Source organism: Tistrella arctica, from assembly GCF_039630945.1.
GTDB classification, from domain to species: domain Bacteria; phylum Pseudomonadota; class Alphaproteobacteria; order Tistrellales; family Tistrellaceae; genus Tistrella; species Tistrella bauzanensis.
Genome location: NZ_JBBKTV010000005.1, coordinates 168636 through 189873, shown reverse-complemented (window position 1 = coordinate 189873; position 21238 = coordinate 168636). Strand labels below are relative to the sequence as shown.

Annotated in this window: 13 protein-coding genes and 1 pseudogene; 6 read left to right on the top strand and 8 right to left on the bottom strand. The window is 67.4% G+C overall.

Annotated elements, in window-relative coordinates; translation table 11 throughout:
- Window positions 1–372 precede the first annotated feature (372 nt).
- The 4 genes from WG924_RS12510 (at window position 373) to WG924_RS12495 (ending at window position 6715) form a co-directional block, all read left to right on the top strand.
- Entirely contained in the window at window positions 373–1650 is a 1278-nt protein-coding gene (locus tag WG924_RS12510) for an N-acetylmuramoyl-L-alanine amidase (RefSeq protein WP_345933376.1), read from the top strand.
- Window positions 1651–1850: 200 nt separating this feature from the next.
- Window positions 1851–4382, top strand: coding sequence for a penicillin-binding protein 1A (locus WG924_RS12505; RefSeq protein ID WP_345933375.1), 2532 nt, complete (start codon window positions 1851–1853; stop codon window positions 4380–4382).
- Between the two features lie 98 nt (window positions 4383–4480).
- A protein-coding gene (gene prfB, locus WG924_RS12500) for a peptide chain release factor 2 (protein ID WP_345933374.1) occupies window positions 4481–5609 on the top strand; the annotation gives its coding sequence in 2 pieces (ribosomal slippage) (window positions 4481–4549 and window positions 4551–5609; 1128 coding nt in all).
- A gap of 47 nt (window positions 5610–5656) precedes the next feature.
- Complete coding sequence (locus WG924_RS12495; RefSeq protein ID WP_345933373.1) at window positions 5657–6715, top strand: alpha/beta hydrolase; 1059 nt, start codon at window positions 5657–5659, stop codon at window positions 6713–6715.
- Here the strand turns inward: WG924_RS12495 and WG924_RS12490 are convergent.
- From WG924_RS12490 to WG924_RS12475, 4 genes are all read right to left on the bottom strand, one after another.
- Window positions 6633–7541: a 2OG-Fe dioxygenase family protein gene (locus WG924_RS12490; RefSeq protein ID WP_345933372.1), complete on the bottom strand. Its 909-nt coding sequence runs from the start codon at window positions 7539–7541 to the stop codon at window positions 6633–6635. The genes WG924_RS12495 and WG924_RS12490 overlap by 83 nt on opposite strands.
- 125 nt (window positions 7542–7666) lie before the next feature.
- Entirely contained in the window at window positions 7667–8509 is an 843-nt protein-coding gene (locus WG924_RS12485; RefSeq protein ID WP_372045156.1) for a ferritin-like domain-containing protein, read from the bottom strand.
- Window positions 8510–8529: 20 nt separating this feature from the next.
- Window positions 8530–8991 carry a peroxiredoxin gene (locus WG924_RS12480; RefSeq protein WP_345933370.1) on the bottom strand — a complete coding sequence of 154 codons (462 nt, stop codon included), beginning with the start codon at window positions 8989–8991 and terminating at the stop codon, window positions 8530–8532.
- 76 nt (window positions 8992–9067) lie between these two features.
- Window positions 9068–12100, bottom strand: a complete 3033-nt coding sequence (locus WG924_RS12475; RefSeq protein WP_345933369.1) for a bifunctional [glutamine synthetase] adenylyltransferase/[glutamine synthetase]-adenylyl-L-tyrosine phosphorylase — start codon at window positions 12098–12100, stop codon at window positions 9068–9070.
- A 160-nt stretch (window positions 12101–12260) separates the two neighbouring features.
- Between WG924_RS12475 and WG924_RS12470 the strand changes: the two genes are divergently transcribed.
- A complete protein-coding gene (locus tag WG924_RS12470) occupies window positions 12261–15638 on the top strand; it encodes a YhdP family protein (protein WP_345933368.1) in 3378 nt (1125 codons plus the stop codon).
- Between the two features lie 21 nt (window positions 15639–15659).
- Here the strand turns inward: WG924_RS12470 and WG924_RS12465 are convergent, their stop codons facing one another.
- From WG924_RS12465 to tyrS, 4 genes are all read right to left on the bottom strand, one after another.
- Window positions 15660–16706 carry an HlyD family secretion protein gene (locus WG924_RS12465; protein WP_345933367.1) on the bottom strand — a complete coding sequence of 349 codons (1047 nt, stop codon included), beginning with the start codon at window positions 16704–16706 and terminating at the stop codon, window positions 15660–15662.
- Window positions 16707–16728: 22 nt separating this feature from the next.
- On the bottom strand, window positions 16729–18372 hold the full coding sequence (locus WG924_RS12460) for an efflux MFS transporter permease (RefSeq protein WP_345933366.1): 1644 nt from the start codon (window positions 18370–18372) through the stop codon (window positions 16729–16731).
- A gap of 11 nt (window positions 18373–18383) precedes the next feature.
- Window positions 18384–18842: a MarR family transcriptional regulator gene (locus WG924_RS12455; protein ID WP_345933365.1), complete on the bottom strand. Its 459-nt coding sequence runs from the start codon at window positions 18840–18842 to the stop codon at window positions 18384–18386.
- A gap of 225 nt (window positions 18843–19067) precedes the next feature.
- Window positions 19068–20324, bottom strand: coding sequence for a tyrosine--tRNA ligase (gene tyrS, locus WG924_RS12450; protein WP_345933364.1), 1257 nt, complete (start codon window positions 20322–20324; stop codon window positions 19068–19070).
- A gap of 176 nt (window positions 20325–20500) precedes the next feature.
- Here tyrS and WG924_RS28245 point away from each other — a divergent pair.
- A pseudogene (locus WG924_RS28245) lies at window positions 20501–21022 on the top strand (NAD-dependent epimerase/dehydratase family protein); the annotation flags it as partial.
- Between the last annotated feature and the right edge of the window lie 216 nt (window positions 21023–21238).

The window sequence follows — 21238 nt, the reverse complement described above, 5'->3', positions numbered from 1 at the left end:
TGCAATCAGGCGACAGGGCAAGCGCATGTCGACCGTCATATGATGCGGCGGCCCCCGTTCAGCCGGCGTGGCCGGTGATCGGATGCCGCGTAACACGCCAGCCACACACTTAATGCCAAGTGCCAACAACGCAGATAAACACATTGAAAGATTGAGCGAGTTGCGCCTATAAGCAAGTGAGTCACCAGCGCTGCCGCCCACCGGATCGCCTATCCGCGGGCGGCTTTTGCGCCGGTCCGTGATATGCCGCCGGACGCCTCGTGGAGCCGTCACATGTCGTCGCCTGCCGTCTGCACACACCTCCTTCGCCCCGCAGCCTCTCCGGCGCGGCCGCCTTGTGCCGGCCGTGGCCGCGCGGATATGGGCCGGATCGTGCGCAGGCTGTTGTCGCTGGTTCTGGTGTCGCTGCTGTGCCTGAGCGGGGTCATCCTGCCCGGCACCGGCGTGGCCGAGGCCGGTGCCGCCGATGTGGCACGGGCGACGGGCCTGCGCTTCGGCCTGCACCCAGACAAGACCCGCCTGGCGATCGATCTGGACCGGCGGGTGGATTTCCGGGCCTTCACCCTGTCCGGTCCCGACCGGGTGGTGATCGATTTCCGCGGCCTCGACTGGCAGATCCTGGACCGCGGCGAGAATGACGGTGCGGGCCTGATCGCGCGGTATCGGGTGGGATTGTTCGAGCCCGGGGTCTATCGCATGGTGCTGGATCTGACCCAGCCGTCGCAGATCGACGCCATGTTCGTGCTGCCGGCCCAGGACGGTATGCCGCCGCGTTTCGTGGTCGACCTGTCGCGCACCACGCCCCAGGCTTTCGCGAAAGCGACGCTGAAGGGCGAGCCCGAGAACCGTTTCGACGGCACCAAGGTTGCGGCGGCCTCACCCTCGGCCGCGTCACAGACCTTGAGCGTAGCACCGGCGCTGCCCGATGCGGTGAAGCCGCGTCAGCGCGCCGACGGCCGCCGGGTGGTCGCCATCGACGCCGGCCATGGCGGCATCGATCCGGGTGCGATCGGCATTTCCGGCGTTCAGGAAAAGTCGATCACGCTCGCCTTCGCCAAGGCACTGGCCGTGGAACTGGAAAAGACCGGCCGCTACAAGCCGGTGCTGACCCGTGACCGCGATATTTTCATCCGCCTGCGCGACCGGGTGTCGATCGCCCGCGCCGCCGATGCCGAGCTGTTCATCTCGATCCATGCGGACTCGGTGGGCAATCCCCGCACCCGGGGCCTCTCGATCTATACCCTGTCCGAGCGCGCCTCGGACGGCGTCGCCGCCGAACTGGCCGACAGCGAGAACAAGGCCGATCTGATCGCCGGCGTCGACCTGTCGACGGAAAGCGCAGAGGTGACCTCGATCCTGATCGATCTTGCGCGGCGCGAGACCATGAACCTCTCCGCCCGCTTTGCCGGCCATATCATCGGTCAGGTTCAACCGCATACGGAATTGCTGCGCAAGCCGGTGCGGTCGGCCGGGTTTGCCGTGCTGAAGGCACCCGACATGCCGTCGGTCCTGATCGAAACCGGCTTCCTGTCGAACCGGCAGGATGAAAAGGTGCTTCAGGATCCGGCGCATCGGTCGCGACTGGTGCGTGGCATGGTGTCGGCCGTCGATCAGTTCTTCGCGGCCGAACAGACCTGGAGCCGGCTCTGATCTGCGGCGCCCGCGCACTGGCTGGGAACCGCCATGCCTGCGATCCTTGCAATGCACAGCACACAGGCCTGCGATTGACGCGGACGCGCATCGTCGCCACACTCCCGGCCAATTGTCGTGGCCGGCCGTTCATCATCGGTCGGCAGTGACCGTCAATCATCTGGGAGCCGCCGGCTGAAGCCTGCGGACATGCGCAGCTCATGAGCCTGATCCGCCTGTTCGGTGTTCTTCTGACCGCTTTTATCCTGCTTCTGGTCGCGGGCGGCGCTGCGCTGTATTACGGCGTGACGATGTATGACGGCGACCTGCCGAATTTCGATCAGTTGGCCGATTATCAGCCCGCGACCGTGACCCGGGTCTATGCCGGTGATGGCCGGCTGCTGGATGAATATGCGCGCGAGAAGCGGGTCTTCGTGCCGATCGAGGCGATCCCCGAGGTGGTGAAGAATGCCTTCATTGCCGCCGAGGATCAGAATTTCTATCAGCATCCCGGTATCGACGTGGTCGCCATCCTCAGGGCGGCGGTCACCAATATCGATAACATCGCCAGCGATCGTCGGCCGATCGGCGCCTCGACCATCACCCAGCAGGTGGCCAAGAATTTCCTGCTGACCAATGAGGTCTCGATCGAACGCAAGGTCAAGGAGGCGCTGCTCTCGCTCAGGATCGAGCGTGCCTTCAGCAAGGATCATATCCTTGAGCTGTATCTGAACGAGATTTATCTGGGCTATGGCGCCTATGGCGTGGGTGCAGCGGCGCTGGAATATTTCGACAAGTCGCTGGACGAGTTGACGCCTGAGGAAGCCGCCTATCTGGCGGCACTGCCCAAGGCGCCGAACAATTATCACCCCATCCGCCGCGCCGATGCCGCCAAGGCCCGGCGGGACTGGGTTCTGGGTCGCATGGCCGAGGATGGCTATCTGACGCCACAGGATGCCGAGATTGCCCGGGCCACGCCGCTGGTCACCCGGCCGCGTGGCGGCGAGGATCTGGCACGCGCCGATTATTTCGTCGAAGAGGTCCGCCGCGATCTTGCCAACCGCTTCGGCACGGATGCGCTCTATGAAGGCGGGCTCAGCGTTCTGACCACGGTCGATCCCAAGATGCAGGCGCTGGCCGATACATCGCTGCGCGACGGTCTGGTGTCCTATGACCGCCGTCATGGCTATCGGGGGGCGGTCGCGACCGTTGATGCCGCCGATGCCGATGCGGTGACCAGGAAGCTGACCGATCTGGGCCGCGACCACCCGCTGGTGCCGGGCTGGCGCTATGCGGCGGTGGTCGAGGCGTCGAAAAGCGCGGCGCGGCTGACTTTTGCCGATGGTTCCGCCGGCACGCTGGATCTCGACGCGGTGAAATGGGCACGGAAATACGTGTCGGTCGACCGGCGCGGCGCGGCGATCCGCGCGGTCGACGAGGTGGTATCGGTGGGCGATGTCGTCGCTGTGGCGCCTGCCAACGACCCGACCGAGATCGCGGCCGAAGCCGAACGTCGTGCCGAAGACGGCGAGGCGCCGGCGCCGAAGCCGGCCGCCACCGCCCTGAAACTGGTCCAGGTGCCCGACGTCTCAGGCGGGATCGTCGCCATGGACCCGCATACCGGACGGGTGCTGGCGATGACCGGCGGCTTCAATTTCGCCGCCAGCGAGTTCAACCGCGTGACCCAGGCGCAGCGCCAGCCGGGATCGTCGTTCAAGCCGTTCGTGTATCTGTCGGCCTTCGAGCATGGCTGGACGCCGGCATCGATCGTGCAGGACGCGCCCCTGGCGCTGGAGCAGGGTGCTGGCCTTGAGACCTGGCGGCCGAAGAATTACAGCGGTCGTTTCTATGGGCCCTCGACCCTGCGGGTGGGCGTTGAACAGTCGCGCAATCTGATGACGGTGCGTCTGGCGCGCGAGCTTGGCGCCGACACCATCGCCGATCTGGCGCGGCGGTTGAACATCGGCGACTGGCCGGCCTATCTGTCGACGGCGCTCGGCGCGGGCGAGACCACGCTGATGCGGCTGTCGACCGCCTATGCCATGGTGGTGAATGGCGGCAGGCGCGTGGAGCCGGCGCTGATCGAACGGGTCCAGGATCGCGAGGGCAAGACGATCTATCGCCGCGATCAGCGTCCTTGCGAGGCCTGTTCTGTCGCAGCCTGGCAGCCTGGATTGCAGGCACCGCGCCTGCCCGATGCGCGTGAGCAGGTTCTGGACCCGCGCGATGCCTATCAGCTGGTGCATGTGATGGAAGGCGTGATCCAGCGCGGCACCGGCCGGCGCGCCGCATCGATCGGCAAGCCGCTGGCGGGCAAGACCGGTACCACCAATGACAGCTTCGATGCCTGGTTCATGGGCTTCAGCCCCGATCTCGTGGTGGGCGTCTATGTCGGCTTCGACACGCCGCGGTCGCTCGGCGACAGGGAGCAGGGTGCATCTGCGGCACTGCCGATCTGGATCGAGTTCATGAAGGGCGCGCTCAGCGATGCGCCGGCCACACCATTCCGCACGCCGAGCGGCATCAGGCTGGTCCGCGTCGATGCCAAGACCGGTCTGCTACCCGGTCCCGGCACCGCCTCGGTGATTACCGAGGCGTTCAAACCCGGCACCGAGCCGACCACGGTTGCCGGCGAGGCGACCTATGATGACTATCTGAACGAGGTGGCACCTGGCGGCGATGGATCGTCGACCGGTCGCCCGCCCAGCCCCTATGGCGGCGCCAACGTCCCGGGCCCCGGCGGTTTGTACTGAACGGCGCCGGCCGCCCTGACCGCATCATGGACATGGCGTGAACATCTTGACGGCCCGGCTCCGGCCGTGGCCTGCCCCATCAACAGGAGGACGTGCACATGCGCGCCGAGATCAAGTCGCTGGCCGACGAGATCGAGCAGACCTTCGGGCTGCTGAGGAGGTATCTTTGACTGGGAGAACGCGCTTATCCGGCTCGACGAGCTGAACGCTCTCTCGGAAGACCCCAAGCTCTGGGATGACCCGGCGCGCGCGCAGAAGGTGATGCGCGAACGCACCCAGCTCGATGGCGCGGTGGAGCGTTATCGCAAGCTGGATCAGGCGTTCCGCGATGATCTGGAACTCGCCGAACTGGGCGAGATGGAAGAAGATGACAGTGTGGTCGACGAGGCGCAGGCTTCGCTTGCCCGGCTGCATCAGGATCTTCTGACCCTGAAGGTCGAAAGCCTGCTCTCGGGCGAGGTCGACGGCAACGACGCCTATCTTGAGGTGCATGCCGGCGCCGGCGGCACCGAAAGCCAGGATTGGGCCCTGATGCTGTTGCGCATGTATACGCGCTGGGCGGAAGGCCATGGCTACAAGACCGAGATCGTTGAAGAAACCGACGGCGAAGAAGCCGGTATCAAGTCGGCGACGCTTCAGATCAAGGGCCAGAACGCCTTCGGCTGGTCGAAGACCGAAACCGGCGTGCATCGTCTGGTGCGGATTTCGCCATTCGACAGCCAGGCGCGCCGCCAGACCAGCTTCGCCGCCGTGCATGTCTATCCGGTGATCGACGACACCATCAATATCGAGATCCTCGACAAGGATCTGCGCATCGATACCTATCGGGCATCGGGTGCTGGTGGCCAGCACGTCAACCGGACCGACAGCGCGATCCGTATCACCCATGTCCCCACCGGCATCGTGGTGCAGTGCCAGCAGGACCGGTCGCAGCACAAGAACCGTGCGACCGCGATGGGCATGCTGAAGGCGCGGCTGTATGAGCGCGAAATCCGCATGCGCGAGGAAAAGGCCCAGGCGGAAGCGGATGCCAAGAGCGATATCGGCTGGGGCCACCAGATCCGCTCCTATGTGCTGCATCCCTATCAGATGGTGAAGGATCTGCGCACCGGGGTTGAAACCGGCAACACCCAGGCGGTGCTGGATGGTGACCTGGACGCCTTCATGCAGGCGGCCTTGTCCGCCCGCGTCGAGGGTCGTTCCGGCGATGTCGGTGATCTGGACTGATGCGGCGCCGGCCCCTCAGGCGGGCAGGTCTTCCGGTCATCACGGCCGTGGCGGCGCTTGCTGCCACGGCCGTGCTGTTTTCGGGCCCCGGCCGCGCGCAGGACGCATCCACCGTTCTGGCGACAGACATGTGCGAACGCGCGATTGCGATCACCGCGTCTCCCGCGCCCGACGCGCCGGAGCTGTTTGGCAGCTTTGCGTTTCCCTGTGCCGCCAGTGCCGATGCGGCCCTGCCCGTGGTGCTGATGCTGGCCGGGTCGGGCCCCACCGACCGCGACGGCAACCAGCCCGGATTTCGCACCGACATGCAGCGCGCGCTGGCCGAGGATCTGGCGGGCCGTGGCATCGCCAGTCTGCGCGTGGACAAGCGGGGCGTGGGCGCCAGCGCCGCCGCCGCCCCGGATGAGGCGGCGATGACGCTCGATATGCTGGCGGGCGATGCCGCGCGCTGGACACGGGCCGCGCGCAGGCTGGCGGCGGGTGCCGCTGTCGTGACCATGGGCCACAGCGAAGGCGGCCTGCTGGCCCTGCTGGCTGCCCGCCGCGTGGCACCGGACGGCGTGATCCTGGCGGCGACGGCCGGAGAGCCTGCCGGGCGCACGCTGGCGCGGCAGATCGATCAGGCGCCGATGGATAACGCCACGCGCAGCCGCGCCCGCCGGATTCTGGCCGAACTGATCGCCGGGCGGCAGGTTGACGGCGTGCCGCTGGATCTGGCGCCGCTGTTCCGGGCCAGCGTGCAACCCTATCTGATCTCGTGGCTGGGCGTCGACCCGGCGGCGATCGTCGAGCGCCTGCGCGGCCCGGTGCTGATCCTTCAGGGCGACCGCGACCTTCAGGTGACCGTGGCCGATGCCCGCCGGCTGGCGGGGGCCCGGCCGCAGGGAACCCGGATCCAGATCCTCGGCGGGCTCAACCACGTCTTCAAACCGGCACCGGTCGACCGCGCGGCGAATATTGCCGCCTATACCGCGCCGGGTGTCCGGCCGGATCCGCGCGTGGCCGGGCTGATCGCTGATTTTGTCAGCGCGGTGGTGCCGCGTGCGGCTGGTGCGGCGCCCCCGGCAGCCGGCCCGCGCCATCCTGAGGACCGTCCAGGTGGTTGAATTCCACCACCAGCATGTCGCGGAAGGCCGGATTGACGCCGTCGGCCGGGGTGATGGGGGTGACGTCGTGATAGGTCAGCGGATCCAGCAGGATGATGAAATCGCCCGGATCGGTCATGGTGCGCTCAAAAACCGGCTGCTTGTCGTTGTCGTGAACGATGCTGTGGCCGCCATCGACATTGATCCGGTTCAGCATCAGCAGCAGTGAATAGCGGGTGCCGTCGCGATGCACGCCTTCGGGCACCGGCTTGCCGATGTCATGCGGCGTGGCGGTGATCCGTGCCTGATGGACGTTCACCTGCCAGCGATCGACCCCGTCGACGACCGCCAGCGCCCGGCCGAAGGCCCGGAGCAGCGCGTCGAGCAGCGGGTTGTGATAGACCGCCGGCACCAGGGGCTCGTAATGGCGATCGATATCGCCGTTCAGGTAGTTGATCGCCGAGGATTGGTTATAGGCGCGGGGCGGTGCTGCCCTCAGCACATTGCCGGCCACGTCGAACTGCAAGCGCGACAGCCGGCGCCGCCGGTAGCGGCCACCATCGCGCATATAGACGTCGAGCGGCAGGTCGTCGCAGCTCTCCCGCAACTGTGCCCAGGCCTCGCCCTCCAGATAGCGGGGGTGGTCGAGCGCGTGCTTCAGGCTGCCGCTGACCAGAAAATCGCGGGCAAGCCCGGTAAGGGCGCCATCGTGCAGCGACAATGCCAGGCGCGGCGCCAGGATATCGGGATCTGCAACCAAAGGTTCTGTCGCAACGGCGAAAGCGTCGCCGCCGGGCGGCGCCACGGCGGCCGGCTGATCGGGGGCAGCGTCGGGGGTGCTGGTCACGGGCCGTGTCTCCATCGGGGTCTGGCTATCCCAGATGACGATCTTTTTCTTAGAGAAAAACAACCCATAATTTTATTCGACGGCAGATGTGGCTGGCGGCGCGGATCTGCATCTGGTCGGCCGCATCACACCGGGCGTGGATCGACCAATGGCTCATAATCCTCGGGCACCATGCCGGCGCGTGCGCGGGCCTCGGCGTTGAACGGCGGCTTCACCCGGCCCGGAAACAGGGTGCGGACCCGGTCGTGGAACACCTGGCGGGGGTCGAGGCCGCGGGCTTCGGCCGCATGCGACAGCCAGCGCAGCCCCGCCGCGACATGGCCGACCTCGTCGGCATAGATCACCCGCAGCGCATCGGCGCTGGCGGTATCGCCGAAGGCATCCAGCCGGCGGATCATCTCGGGCGTCACATCCAGGCCGCGTGCTTCCAGCACCATCGGCACCACCGCCAGCCGGCCCAGCATGTCGTGGGCGGTGGCCATGGCGGCGCTCCACAATCCGTCATGGGCCGGCTGGTCGCCATAGGCGGCACCCAGATCGGCCAGACGGTCGGCGATCAGGCCGAAATGACGGGCTTCGTCATCGGCGATCGTCAGCCAGTCATCGGCGAAGCGCCGCTGGACGACCGGATCGGGGTCGATCACGGCCGAAAACCGTGCCGCCATGTCCACGGCCAGATCGATGGCATTGAACTCGATATGGGCCAGCGCGTGCAGCAGCCGCACGCGGCTGGCGATGCTGCCACCGCGCCCGCGTTTGGGCATACGGGCCGGCGACAGCAGTTCCGGACGATCCGGCCGGGCCGGGCGATCGGGCAGGGCGGCGGCATCTTCCGGCGCCGGGGCCGGAATGCCGCCGCCCTGCCATGCGCTGTGCAGGGCACGCGCCGCCGCCGCCTTGGCGCGTGGCTCGGCGGTCAGCAGAACCGTGCAGGCGGCGGCGGCGAACGAGGCGGCGGCGGCGGGCATATCGGGGCGGCGTGCAGAGGTCACAGGGCCTCGATCGCCGCCTTCACGGCCTCGGCATGGCCATCCACCTTCACCCTGCGCCAGATGCGGCGGATGGTGCCGGTCTCGTCGATCAGGACGGTGGCGCGCTCGATGCCCATCGACTTGCGGCCGTACATGTTTTTCTCGACCCAGACGCCATAGGCCTCGCAGACCGCACCGTCGGTATCTGCGGCCAGGGTGAAGGGCAGTTCATACTTGGCCTTGAACTTGTCATGAGAGGCGGTGGTGTCCTTCGACACCCCGATGACGACGGCATCCAGCGATTGCAGATCGGGATGCATGTCGCGGAAGGCGCAGGCCTCCTTGGTGCAGCCGGGGGTGTCGTCACGGGGATAGAAATACAGCACCACCCGTTTGCCCTTCAGGGCCGCCAGCGAAATCTCGCCGCCGCCATCGGTGGGCATGGTGAACCCCGGGGCCTTGGCACCTTCTTCGATCATGTGTCTGAACCTTTTGACGGATGGGATGGCTGACGGATGGGATGGGCGATCTGTGAACGGGTGATGATGGGCCGGATCAGCCGGCGGCCCTGTCGCCGGTGATCTCCCGGTCGAAATGGGCGCGCACGGCGGCCTGGCAGGTCTGCAACATATGGCTGATGGCCTCGGCATCGGCGGTATCGTCGAGCCCGGCCGCGCGGGCCAGGGCCGAAATCAACCCCGGCGGTGCGGCCTTCGGATCGAAGCGCCCGGTGACCGTCAGGCGCAGCAGGCCCAGCATCCGGCGCTGCAGGCGGACAGCACCTGCGAGCATGGCGCCATCAGCCATCAATCCCTCGGCGCCGGCACGTTCCAGCACCAGGGCGGTATCGCGCAGCAGCAGATCAGGGTGATCGGCGCCATGGATCAGTTGCAGATGCTGGGCCAGGAATTCCAGGTCGACCAGACCGCCGCGGACATGCTTGACCGACCAGCAGTCATTGGTGCCATGTTCCTGCGCGATCCGCCGGCGCATATCCGCGACCTCGGCCGTCACCTTATCGGCGTCGCGCGGCCGCACCAGAACCTCATGGATGATCGCGTCGAGCGCGTCCTTCAATTCGGGCGTGTCGGCGGCGATCACCCGCGCACGGGTCAGGGCCATATGCTCCCAGGTCCAGGCATCCGCGCGGTGATAGCGGCCAAAGGCATCCAGACGGGTGGCCACCGGCCCCGACGATCCGGCCGGCCGCAGACGGGTGTCGATCTCGTAGAGGCGCCCCTCGCCGGTCAGCGCCGAAATGGCCGAGATGAAGCGCTGGGCCAGGCGGGCATAATAATGGGATGGCCCAAGCGGCCGGCCGCCATCGGATGCGGCATCATCGGCGCTATAGATGATCACCAGGTCCAGATCGCTGTCGATCGACATTTCGGCCGAGCCAAGGCGCCCCTGGGCCACCACCGCCATGCGGCCGCCCGGTACATGGCCGTGCGCCTGGGCGAATTCGGCCTGCACCCGTGGCAGCAATGCGGCGATGACCGCATCGGCGATGGCGGTCAGCACCGGGGCCGCGGCGTCGGCATCGGTCAGGCCGCGCAGGATGTGCACGCCCACCTGGAATTTGCGCTCCCCTGCCCAGCGGCGGGCCAGATCGAGGGTGTCTTCATAATCGCGCGCGCGGCTCAGCACCCGTTCCAGATCGGCCGCCAGATCCTCAGGCGCGCCAAGGGTGGTGAAGAAATCCGGGTCGATCACCGCTTCCAGCAGCGACGATCGCCGTGCCAGTTGTTCCGACAGCTTGGGCGCTGTCCCCATCACTTCGGCCACCAGGGCCAGAAGGTCCGGATTGCTGTGGAACAGTGCGAAGATCTGCACGCCGGCCGGAAGCTCGCCGAGGAAGCTGTCGAAGCGCAGGAAGGCGGCATCCGGGTCGCCGGTGCCGCCCAGTCGCGACAGCAGTTCCGGCATGATTTCGGTCAGGATCTGTCGCGACCGGCCGCTGCGGGTGGCGCGTACCCGGCCACGATGCCAGTCGCGCACCCGTGCCACCAGACGCGACGGCTCGCGGAAGCCCATCCTTTCCAGGGTCGCGATGGTATCGGGGTCGTCCTCGGTGCCAGTGAACACCAGATTGCCTTCGGCCGTGCCAAGGCCGGGAGCGTCGTCGAACAGCTCGGCATAGCTCCGCTCGACGCCCTTCAAGGTCTGGATCAGCGTCTCCTTGAAGGCTTGTGTGGTCTCAAAGCCCGAAAACGCCGCGATCCGGTCGAGCGCCGCCTCGTCCTTGGGCAGGCTGTGGGTCTGGGCGTCGTCGACCATCTGCAGGCGGTGCTCGATGGTGCGCAGCAGACGATAGGCATCCTTCAGCCGACGGGCGGTCCCGGCCTCGACGCGATGTTCGGCGACAAGGGCATCCAGAGCAGCGGCGGTGCCGCGGGTGCGCAGGTCGGGGGTGCGGCCGCCGAAGATCAGTTGCTGGGTCTGACAGAAGAATTCGATCTCGCGGATACCGCCACGGCCGAGTTTCAGATTGTGGCCGGGAAGATCCAGCCCGTCACCCGACCGGTGGGCGTTGATCTGGCGCTTGATCGAATGGATATCGGCGATGGCATAGAAATCGAGGCTCTTGCGCCAGACGAATGGCGTCAGGCGGGCGAGGAAGTCGTTGCCGGCATCATGATCGCCAGCCACGACCCGTGCCTTGATCATGGCCGCGCGTTCCCAGTTCTGTCCGACGCTTTCATAATAAGTCTCCGCCGCCTCGGCGGAAAGCGCAAGCGGGGTGGAAGCCGGATCGGGGCGCAGACGCAGATCGGTGCGATAGACATAGCCGTCGGCGGTGCGTGCCTCCATGATCTTGACCAGATCCCGGCCGATGCGGCTGAACACCGGCTGGGGCGGGCGATCATCGGCCATCGGCACCCGTTCGGCGTCGAACAGCAGGATCAGATCGATGTCGGAGGAATAGTTCAGTTCGCAGGCGCCGAGCTTGCCCATGCCGAGTGCAAACAGCCCGCTTTCCGGGCCCGGATTGTCGCGATCACGCAGCGTGATCTCGCCGCGTCGGGCCGCATCGCGCAGCAGATGGGCAAGGGCCGCTTCCAGCGCCAGTTCCGCCGTATCGCTCACCGCCGCCGTCACCGCCTCCAGCGGCCAGACACCCGCCAGATCCGCCACGGCGGCGACCAGGGCCGCGCGCCGCTTCAGGCGCCGCAGGCCGGCCATCACCTGAGCTTCGGTGCCGCCCTGACGGCACAGGTCGATGAAACCCGTGCGGATCTCGTCGAAAGCCGCATCCGGTCCGCGGGCGGCGATGCGGGCAAGGGTGGCTGTCTCGATCGTGGCCAGTTGCGCCAGATAGGGGCTGCCGCACAACATGCCGTCGATCAGCCGCCGGCCGGCGTCGATCTCGATCAGCGATCGCAGGGCGGCGGCATCGGCGGCCGCCGCCTCGTCGCCATCCAGTCCGGCCAGGCGGTCGAGCACGCGTTCCCGCGCGATGGTGGCGCGTGCGGGGTCAACCGGCAATGGCAGGCGATGGCCGGGCACGGTCGGGAAGGCCAGGTCGGCCAAAGGCATCATCTCGTGATTGCGGGGACGGTTTGGCTGGTGCTCGGTCGGGCGGGGCATGCGCGGCGCTTCCGGGGGCGATGAAACTGGCTGACACGTAATGGACACGCAAGGTACGGGGGCCAGACTGGACCTGACACGGTCTTGGCTCTTCGCCCCGCTGTCATTACCTGCTAGACACCGGACCATAACCGGGGCTCGCTCGCAAGGACAGTGCCGCATGATCGTCCGGATCTCGACATGGGTCGCCCGCCTGTTCATCGCGGGTCTTCTGGTCGTGGTTGTGGCACTGGTTCTGGGCGGGCTGCGGCTGGCGGCGGGTCCGGTCGACCTGGGCCCCGCCGGTCCCTGGATCGCCGACCGGCTGGAACTGGCAGACGGCCTGTTCCGGCTGGATGCGGGCGACGCGCGGCTGTCGCTGGATGCCGCCACCAGTTCGCTGACACTGGCCGTGGACGATGTCGCGATCGTCGACCGGTTCGGCCAACCGGTGCTGCGCCTGCCGGGCCTGCGGATCGGCCTGTCGATCGGCGATCTGGTGGCACAGCGCGTCACGCCCACCACTCTGGAACTGACCGGTCTGGAAGTCGCCGTCCAGCGCGATGCCTCGGGCGAGGTTTCGCTGGCCCTGCTGGACGCAAGCCCCCTCGACCGGGTGCGCGGACCCGAGGATGGGCTGCCGATCGATCGTCTGCTGCCGCTGTTCGAACCCGGCGGGGCACCGCCCGAACCGGTGCGCCCCGATCCGGATCTGCGGGCGCCCGACCCCGCGGCGCCACCGGTGCCGGCCAGCCCGCCATCGGATTATGAACGGCTGCGGCAATGGCTGGATGGTATCACCGACCCCGGTGCCTGGGCGCTGGATGTGTCGCAGGTTGTCCTGGTGCGGGTGATGGCGGTGCGGATCGGCTATCAGGATGCCGGTCTCGGCATGTCGGGGCAGGTCAGCGGCCGTGATCTGCGCCTGACCCGGGATGGCGAGCGGGTGAAGGTGGCCGTGGATCTGAACGGCACGTTGTCTGGCGAAACGGTGGGCGCCGCGTTGACCGGGATCATTGAGCCCGAGAACCGGTCGGCCGATCTGTCGCTGGCGGTTCGACCTCTGCGGGTCGATCGGGTGGCGGCGGTGCTGGGCCTGCCTGCACCGTTCGACGGCATCGGCGCCAGTGTCGAGGGGATCATCGACATCGTCATGACCGACCGTCGGGTCGACCGGCTGCGCAGCCGGTTACAGATGTCCGACGGCGTGATCGACTGGCCAGGCTTTCTGGCGCGCCCGATTCCGGTGGCCGATGCCGCTCTGGTCGTCGACGTGACGCAGGATGGCGACCGCGTCGAGATCACCCAGGCCCGGGTCCGGCTGGCCGATGGTGGTGATCTGGGGGGCAGTGTGACCTTCCAGGGCGTAACCGGCGGGGCCGAGACCATGTCGGTGACCGGCGGCCTGATCGGTGGCGGGTTGAAGGTCGACGATATCGACCGCTACTGGCCGCTCGGCCTGCAGGAAAAGGCGCGTGACTGGGTGGTGGCACAGGTCCATGGCGGGCGGGTCGACGGCCTGTCGGTCGCGATCGACATCCGCCCCGGCATGCTGGGCGAGGGGGGGCGTCTGGCGCCGCAGGCGGTACAGGGCGAGTTCGCCTTCACAGGGATCGCCGTCGACTATCAGCCGCCCTTGCCACCGGTCCAGAATCTGACCGGCACCGGCAGTTTCGATCTGCGCGGCATGCGCTATCTTCTGGACCCCGGCGGCAAGGCCGGCGAGACCGGCCTTGCCCTGGGCCGGGCGCGCGTTGCCATCGAGGGTTTCGGCGTCAAGGGTGTGCCCACGCGGGTGACGGTCGCGGTGCCGGTGACGGGGCCGGTCAGCGACGTGCTCGATGTTCTGGCCCTGCCGCCGATCGAGTTCGTCGATCCGGCGTTCTCGGACCCTGAGGGGTTGCAGGGGCAGGCCGCCATCGATCTGTCTCTGGACCTGCCGATCGGCGTCGACAGCCCTGAGGTGATCTATTCCGCCCGCGGCCGGATCGACAAGCTGGCGGTTCAGGCGGCGGTGCTGGGCCTGGATGTCGAGCAGGGCGCCTTCGCCGTCGCGGTCGACAACCGGCTGGCGCGCCTGAACGGCAAGGCCGTGGTGGGGGGCGCGCCGTTCGATATCGACTGGCGGCAGGCGATCGATCCAACGACCGCCTGGGAACGACGGGTCGATGTCAGCGGCCGGGTCGACGATGCCATGCGGTCGCGCCTGGGGCTGGATCTGGCCCCTTTCCTGACCGGACCGGTGGGGCTGGATCTGGCGGTGGAATTGCCGCGCGGCCGACCTGACGAACCGCTCATCGACGTCGATGCCGATCTCACGCCCGCGGTCATGGCCGTCCCCGATCTTGGCTGGCGCAAACCGGCGGGCAGCGCCGGCCGCCTGACCGCCATGGTTCATCCCCATGCGGCGCCGGATGGCGCCGATGAAGTGATCGACATCAAGGATGCCCGCGTCGATGCCGGCGATCTGGTGGTGGCCGGTGACGTGCAGCTTGTCGGCGGCCAGTTGGCGACAGCCGGGCTGGCCCGGGTCGATATCGGCCGCAGCCGGTTACGGGTCGACTATCAGAACGGCGGCAGCAATCCGGACCGGATCACGATCCGGGGCCGGATGCTTGATGCCGAGCCGCTGATCGACAGCACCGCTGCCCGTGACGCCGATGATGGCGACGCCGGCGACGGCGACATGTCAGACTCTGTGACGGTTGATCTGGCGGTGGACAGCCTGCGGATCGACGACGACCGCCGCCTTGAAAAGGTCGAGGCCGCCGCGACCACTGTGAATGGCGCGGTGCGCCGCGCCGCCGTTCAGGCGACGTTGCCTGTCGCCCCCGACACCGGCAGTCAGCGAGGCCCCGGCACCGTCCGCGTCACCATCGATCCGGCGGCCGCGGGGGCCCGCAATCTTCGGCTTGACACCGATCGTATGGACGATCTGATGGCCTTCGCCGGCCTGCGCGGCTATATCGCCGGCGGCAGGCTGGGCATCACCGGGGTGATCGATGACAGGGCCGGGACCATCCATGTCGCCGGCCGTTTCGAAGGGCGTGACTATCGGCTGATGAATGCGCCGGCGATTGCCCGGGCGTTGGCCACCGCGTCGCCAAGCGGCGTGTCGGACCGGATCGGCGGACGTGACGGGGTGGCATTGAGCGTGTTGAGCGGTGACTTCGTCTATGACGACGGTGTGATCACGCTGGAGGACAGCCGCGCCCATGGCAGCGAGATCGGCGTGACGGCAAAGGGCACCATCGATCTCAATCGAGACCGGATCGACCTGGCGGGCACGCTGGTGCCGCTTTACACCATCAACAGCGCGGTCGGCCGGATTCCGCTGATCGGCGATCTTCTGGTGGGTGATGAAGGCAGTGGCGTGTTTGCGGCCACCTATCGTCTGAGGGGGTCCCTCGACGACCCGGAGGCCAGCGTCAATCCGCTGGCGGCATTGGCGCCGGGCTTTCTGCGCAACATCTTCGGCGCCATCGCCGGCGGGCTCGATGGCACCGGGTCCGGCACGCCGCCAACCGGCACCGACCCCCGGCCCGATTTTCCGCAATAACGCCGTTGGCAGCGGCTCGGCTCAGCCGGCGGTGTCGACCCGCACCACCACTGACATGCCCGGCGCCAGACCGGTTGCCTGCGGCTGGCCGGTGTCGAGTTCAACCCGCACCGGCACGCGCTGCGCCACCTTGGTGAAGTTGCCGGTGGCATTGTCGGGCTTCAGCACGCTGAATTCCGAGCCGGTGGCGGGCGAGACATGCTCGATATGACCGCGCAGGCTGGTGCCGGGCATGGCGTCGACCTCGATGATGGCCGCCTGACCCAGCTTCATGTCGTGGATCTGGCCCTCCTTGAAGTTGGCGATGATCCAGCGCCGCTCGGGCACCACGGCGGCAAGCTGGCTGCCGGGCGAGACATACTGGCCGATCCGCGCCCCGATCTGGCCAAGCTGGCCGGCGACGGGCGCGGTGATCCGGGTATTGTCGAGGTCGATCCGGGCGAGTTGCACGGCGGCCTCGGCATTGGCGACCGCCGCCTCCAGCGACCGCCGGCCGACCAGAACACCCTGGCGGTCCTGCACCGCGACTTCGACCGCCGCTTCCGCGCGGGCCACGGCGGCGCGCGCCTGGGCCAGGGTCGCGCGGGCCTCATCGGCGGCGCTGCGGGTGGCGGCGCCCCGGGTCAGCAGCTTATCGACGCGCGCCGCATCGGCCGTGGCCCGCACCAGTGTGGCACGGGCGCCTGCGACTTCGGCCTTCGCCGATGCGATCCTGGCGTCCGCCGAAAGGGCATCCTGTTCGGCATGATCCAGGTTGGCGCGGCTGCCGGCCAGGGCCGCCTCGGCCTGGGCCAGTTTCTGCGCGTAGATACGGTCGTCGATCCGCACCAGCAGATCGCCCGCCTGCACGCGGTCGAAATCCTGTACCGGGATGCTGGTGATATAGCCCGCGAGCTGTGGGCTGATCATCGTCACCTGGCCGCGAACATAGGCATTCTCGGTGGTCTCGACCGTGGTTTCGAACGGCGGCAGCCGCCAGGCATACAGCACCAGCAGGGCACCGGCCGCTCCCGCGACCAGGGCGATCAGGGTTTTGGCGGACAACAGCTTGCGCGCGGAATTGAACATGGTCATGGCACCGATACAGACATCACCGCGCAGCTCCGGCCGGCGTGCTCGAAACCGCCAGCCGGATGCGCTGATAAAGGAGATGAAGGACAAGGCCGGTGAGGGCCATGGCGGCAAGCGCCGCGATCATCAGGAAGACATCGTTATAGGCAAGGATGGTCGCCTCGCGGGCCGCCTGTCGCGACAGCAATGCCAGCCCTTCGGCGTCGCGCAATTGTGGATCGGACAGAACCGGCCCATAGGCGCCGGCCAGTTGCCGAACCCGCGCGACGACCACCGGATCGGTCATCACAACGGTCTCCACCAACTGGCTTGAGTGGAATTTCTCGCGCAGCGTGACGACGGTTCCGAACAGCGCCGATCCCATCAGCCCGCCCAGGCTCTGAGTGAACAGGAACATGGCGATGAAGCTGGTGATGGTGGTCGGCCCCTGCCTCAACGCGTGGCCCAGCCCCGCGAGCAGCGACGGCGGCAGGAACAGCACGCCGCCAAAGGCGATCATCGCCTGGCTCACATACATCTCAGTCGGGCGGGTCAGATTGGTGGCATGGGCATCCATGAAGGCGCCGGCCGCGATCAGGACCAGGGCCAGGGCGTGGATCGGCGCGTCGCGGCCGGGCTTCAGCACCATGGCGCAGGTGATACCGCCGCCGATCGAGGACAGCAGGATCACCACCTGCAGGATCCGGTTCTGTTCATTGAGCAGGCCCAGGGTCTGAAACAGCCCGAAGGCGCCTGAGGTCTGCTCCGACAGCACGATGCGGAACACTAGCAGCACCGCCGCGATATGGAGAATTTCAGGGCTGGTCAGCCAGCGGATATCGATCAGCGGCTGCGCGCGATTGACCTCGATCGCGGCCGTAAGCGCGATGGCCATGGCGGCGAGCGCCAGACAGACACCGATCCAGGGTGCCTCGAACCACCAGTAATAGCGCCCCAGCACCATCGCCACCGCCAGCAGCCCGAAGCCGATCGCGACCAGCGGATAACTGACGAAATCCAGCGAACGCAGCACGCGGGCATGGGGAATGGGGGTCAGCGGCAGCAGATGCACCACTGCCAGCGCGATCAGTGCCAGACCGATTTCCAGCACATACAATCCGTGCCACAGCCCGATATCCAGCAGATCGGGCGAGATGATCCGCGCGACCGGCGCGCCGAGCGTGGTGCAGGTGATCGCCAGGCTCAACCCCCACGACATTTTCAGCGATGCCGGGAAGGCTTCCAGCATGTAGAGGAAGCCCAGCGTCGACATGGGCGAGGCGGCGATACCGGCTAGAAACCGCACCACCACGGCGGCATGCAGATCCTGAACGAACAGGTGCAGGCCCGCCACGGTGACGAAGACCCCGAGGCTGATCTCGGCAAACCGCCTGAGCCCGAACTGGGTTCGGATCTTGGTGAGGATGATGGTCAGGCTGACATTCGGCGCCATATAGGCCGCCACCAGCCACATCGCCTCGTTGGTGCTGGCGCCGAGCGCGCCCTGGATCTGCACTGTGTTGGCGGCGATCAGGTTCATGCCCAGTCCCTGGGTGACCCAGAGCAGCAGCGACGCGGCAATGCAGGCGATGGTCCGATGCCAGCGCGGTGCCTGAGCCGGTGCCGGTGCCTCAGCCGGCTCCGATGCCTGACCTCGAGCCTGATCCTGAGCGGGCGTCGTCATGGCCCGGCCTCTCAGAATGCCGTGTCGAGATTATGGATGACCCGGCTGAGCACCCGCATGGCGGCATCCAGTTCAGCATCCTCGATATCGTTCAGCATGGCGGCCCGGACTGTTTCGACGATGGCTTCGACCTCGGCGACCTGTGCCCTGGCGGCATCCGTCAGCTTGATCTGCTTCACGCGCCGGTCGTGGCCCGAGGTGCTGCGCGTGATCAGCCCTTGTTTTTCCAGCCCGTCGAGCAGGCGGACCACGGTCGGTCCCTCGATCTCCAGCAGGCCGGCGAGTTCGGTCTGGTTCATGGCCCGCTGGTTCTGCAGCAGCAGCAGCGCCCGCGCGCGCGACAAAGTCAGCCCGCGCTTGCGCACCAGCCCGTCGAACACCGTCCGCATCCGGCGGCCCGCGGTAGACAATTCCGTGGCGAAATCGGCCCGCAGCATTTCGGGCGGTCGTGCGGTCGAAGGGGTATCCATAGCGCTCACATAGATAGCATACTAATTAATGGTGGGCTATATGTGATCCTTTCCCCGTCGGAGCGCAAGACCGGATGGCGGGTGACAGGCGCATGGCAGCCATCCACAGATGGCGCAAGCCTGATGCGCGACAAACCGCCCGCGCATCCAGGCTGATCGTTGGGCCAGGACGCGCGGGCGGTTGTGATGGGATTGATTGTCGGGTGTCGGGGCGCGGCGCTGCCGTCAGATCGGCTTCACCAGCGCATGGCGCTTGCGTCCGGCCGACAGCTTGATCTGGCCGCCATCGAGGTCGGCCGAGGTGATCGGGCGCTGTTCGTCGTCGATCTTGACGCCGTTCAGCCGTGCGCCGCCGCCCTGGATGGCGCGGCGGGCCTCTTTGCGGCTGGGAGCGAGGCCGGCGCGGACCAGCAGTTCATAGGCGGCGATGCCGGCAGCGAGCTCGGCTGCGGGGACCGTGATCACCGGCAGGTCTTCACCGGCAGTGCCTTCCTCGAAGGTGCGGCGCGCGGTTTCGGCCGCCGACAATGCCGCATCCTCGCCATGGGCCATGCGGGTGGCCTCATGGGCCAGGATCTTCTTGGCCTCGTTGATTTCGGCGCCGCCCAGCGCCTCCAGCCGGGCGATCTCGTCCAGCGGCAGTTCGGTGAACAGCTTCAGGAAGCGGCCGACATCGGCATCGGCGGTGTTGCGCCAGAACTGCCAATAGTCATAGGGCGACAGCATGTCGGCATTCAGCCACATGGCGCCGCCGGCGGTCTTGCCCATCTTCTGGCCCGAGGCGAGCGTGATCAGCGGCGAGGTCAGGCCGAACAGCCCGCGTTCATCCACCCGCCGGCCCAGTTCCACACCATTGATGATGTTGCCCCACTGGTCGGATCCGCCCATCTGCAACAGGCAGTTCCGCCGCCGCGACAGTTCCAGAAAGTCATAGGCCTGGAGGATCATGTAGTTGAATTCCAGGAACGACATCGGCTGTTCGCGTTCCAGCCGCAGCTTGACCGAATCGAAGGTCAGCATCCGGTTGACCGAGAAATGCCGGCCGTAATCGCGCAGGAACGCGATATAACCCAGACCGTCCAGCCAGTCGGCATTGTTGACCAGCCCGGCATCGGTGGCACCGTCGCCGAAGGTGATAAATTTGTCGAACACCTGCCGGATACCGGCCATGTTGTCGGCGATCGCGGCATCGTCCAGCATCTTGCGGGCTTCGTCGCGACCGGTGGGGTCGCCGATCCGGGTGGTGCCGCCGCCCAGCAGCACGATCGGCTTGTGGCCGGTCTTCTGCAACCAGCGCAGCATCATGATCTGCACCAGACTGCCGACATGCAGGCTGCGGGCGGTGCAGTCGAAGCCGATATAGCCGGCGACCGTGCCCTGGCTCAAGCGCTGGTCCAGCCCCTCCAGGTCGGTCGCCTGGTGGAGATAGCCGCGCTCGACCATTACGCGCACGAAGTCGGACACGTAGCGGCGATCGGTCATCGGTGGGGTTCCTCTTGCGGGACGGCGGCCGGCCGTGGATCGTGTCGGGGCCGGCCGGACATGGTGTACTGGATGGGCTACCGCGCGGGATGTAGCACGAAAGCGGCCGATGCGCCAAGCCGGCGCCGGCCTGACGGACCGGCGGATACCAAAGCCAGATCGAGAAGGACAGGCGGATGCGGATCATCGTGACCGGGGCGACCGGCTTCATTGGCGCGGCGCTGGTGGCGCGGCTTCAGGCGGCGGGTACGATCATGATCGACGGCGCGGCAATGCCCGTTTCCCGGATCGACATCGCTGGCCGCAGCGGCACACCGCCTGTCGACATCACCGATGCCACGGCTGTGCGTGCGCTGGTGGGTGCCGGGGCGGACATCGTCTTTCATCTGGCGGCCGGCAATACGCCCGCGGGCGAGGCTGATCCGGCGGCAGCGGCGGCGATCAACCTGGACGCCACCCGTCATCTGATCGACGCGGTGGCGGCAAGCGGTCATCCGGCCCGCTTCGTCTTTGCCTCGACGGTCTCGGTCCATGGCGGCGCGGTCGCCCGGTCGCTGGCGACCGAGGCGGATGCACCGCGCCCGGCCACCACCTATGGCGCCACCAAGGCCGCGGCCGAACTGCTGGTGGCCGATGCCGGCCGGCGCGGGGTGATCGATGCCCGGATCGCGCGGCTGGTCAGCATCATCGACCGGCCGGCGCCCGCGGCTGGCCGGGATGCGCCGGTCAGCACCGTGGCACGGCTGGCCGAGGTGCTGACCGGGCCACCGGCAGGGCGGGCGGCGGTTCTGCCGGTGCGGGTGGATCTGCGTTTTGCCATTGCCGATCTGGCATCGACGGTTGATGCGCTGATCTATCTGGCGGGGTTGCCCGCGGCGGCACTCGGCGGCGATCCGGTGCTGGCACTGCCCTCG

Coding starts and splice junctions, on each gene's coding strand:
- WG924_RS12455 (WP_345933365.1), bottom strand. CDS start 18,842: ATGGATACCCCTTCGACCGCACGACCGCCCGAAATGCTGCGGGCCGAT.
- tyrS (WP_345933364.1), bottom strand. CDS start 20,324: ATGACCGATCGCCGCTACGTGTCCGACTTCGTGCGCGTAATGGTCGAG.
- WG924_RS12480 (WP_345933370.1), bottom strand. CDS start 8,991: ATGATCGAAGAAGGTGCCAAGGCCCCGGGGTTCACCATGCCCACCGAT.
- WG924_RS12485 (WP_372045156.1), bottom strand. CDS start 8,509: ATGCCCGCCGCCGCCGCCTCGTTCGCCGCCGCCGCCTGCACGGTTCTG.
- WG924_RS12465 (WP_345933367.1), bottom strand. CDS start 16,706: ATGTTCAATTCCGCGCGCAAGCTGTTGTCCGCCAAAACCCTGATCGCC.
- WG924_RS12470 (WP_345933368.1), top strand. CDS start 12,261: ATGATCGTCCGGATCTCGACATGGGTCGCCCGCCTGTTCATCGCGGGT.
- WG924_RS12505 (WP_345933375.1), top strand. CDS start 1,851: ATGAGCCTGATCCGCCTGTTCGGTGTTCTTCTGACCGCTTTTATCCTG.
- WG924_RS12460 (WP_345933366.1), bottom strand. CDS start 18,372: ATGACGACGCCCGCTCAGGATCAGGCTCGAGGTCAGGCATCGGAGCCG.
- WG924_RS12475 (WP_345933369.1), bottom strand. CDS start 12,100: ATGCCCCGCCCGACCGAGCACCAGCCAAACCGTCCCCGCAATCACGAG.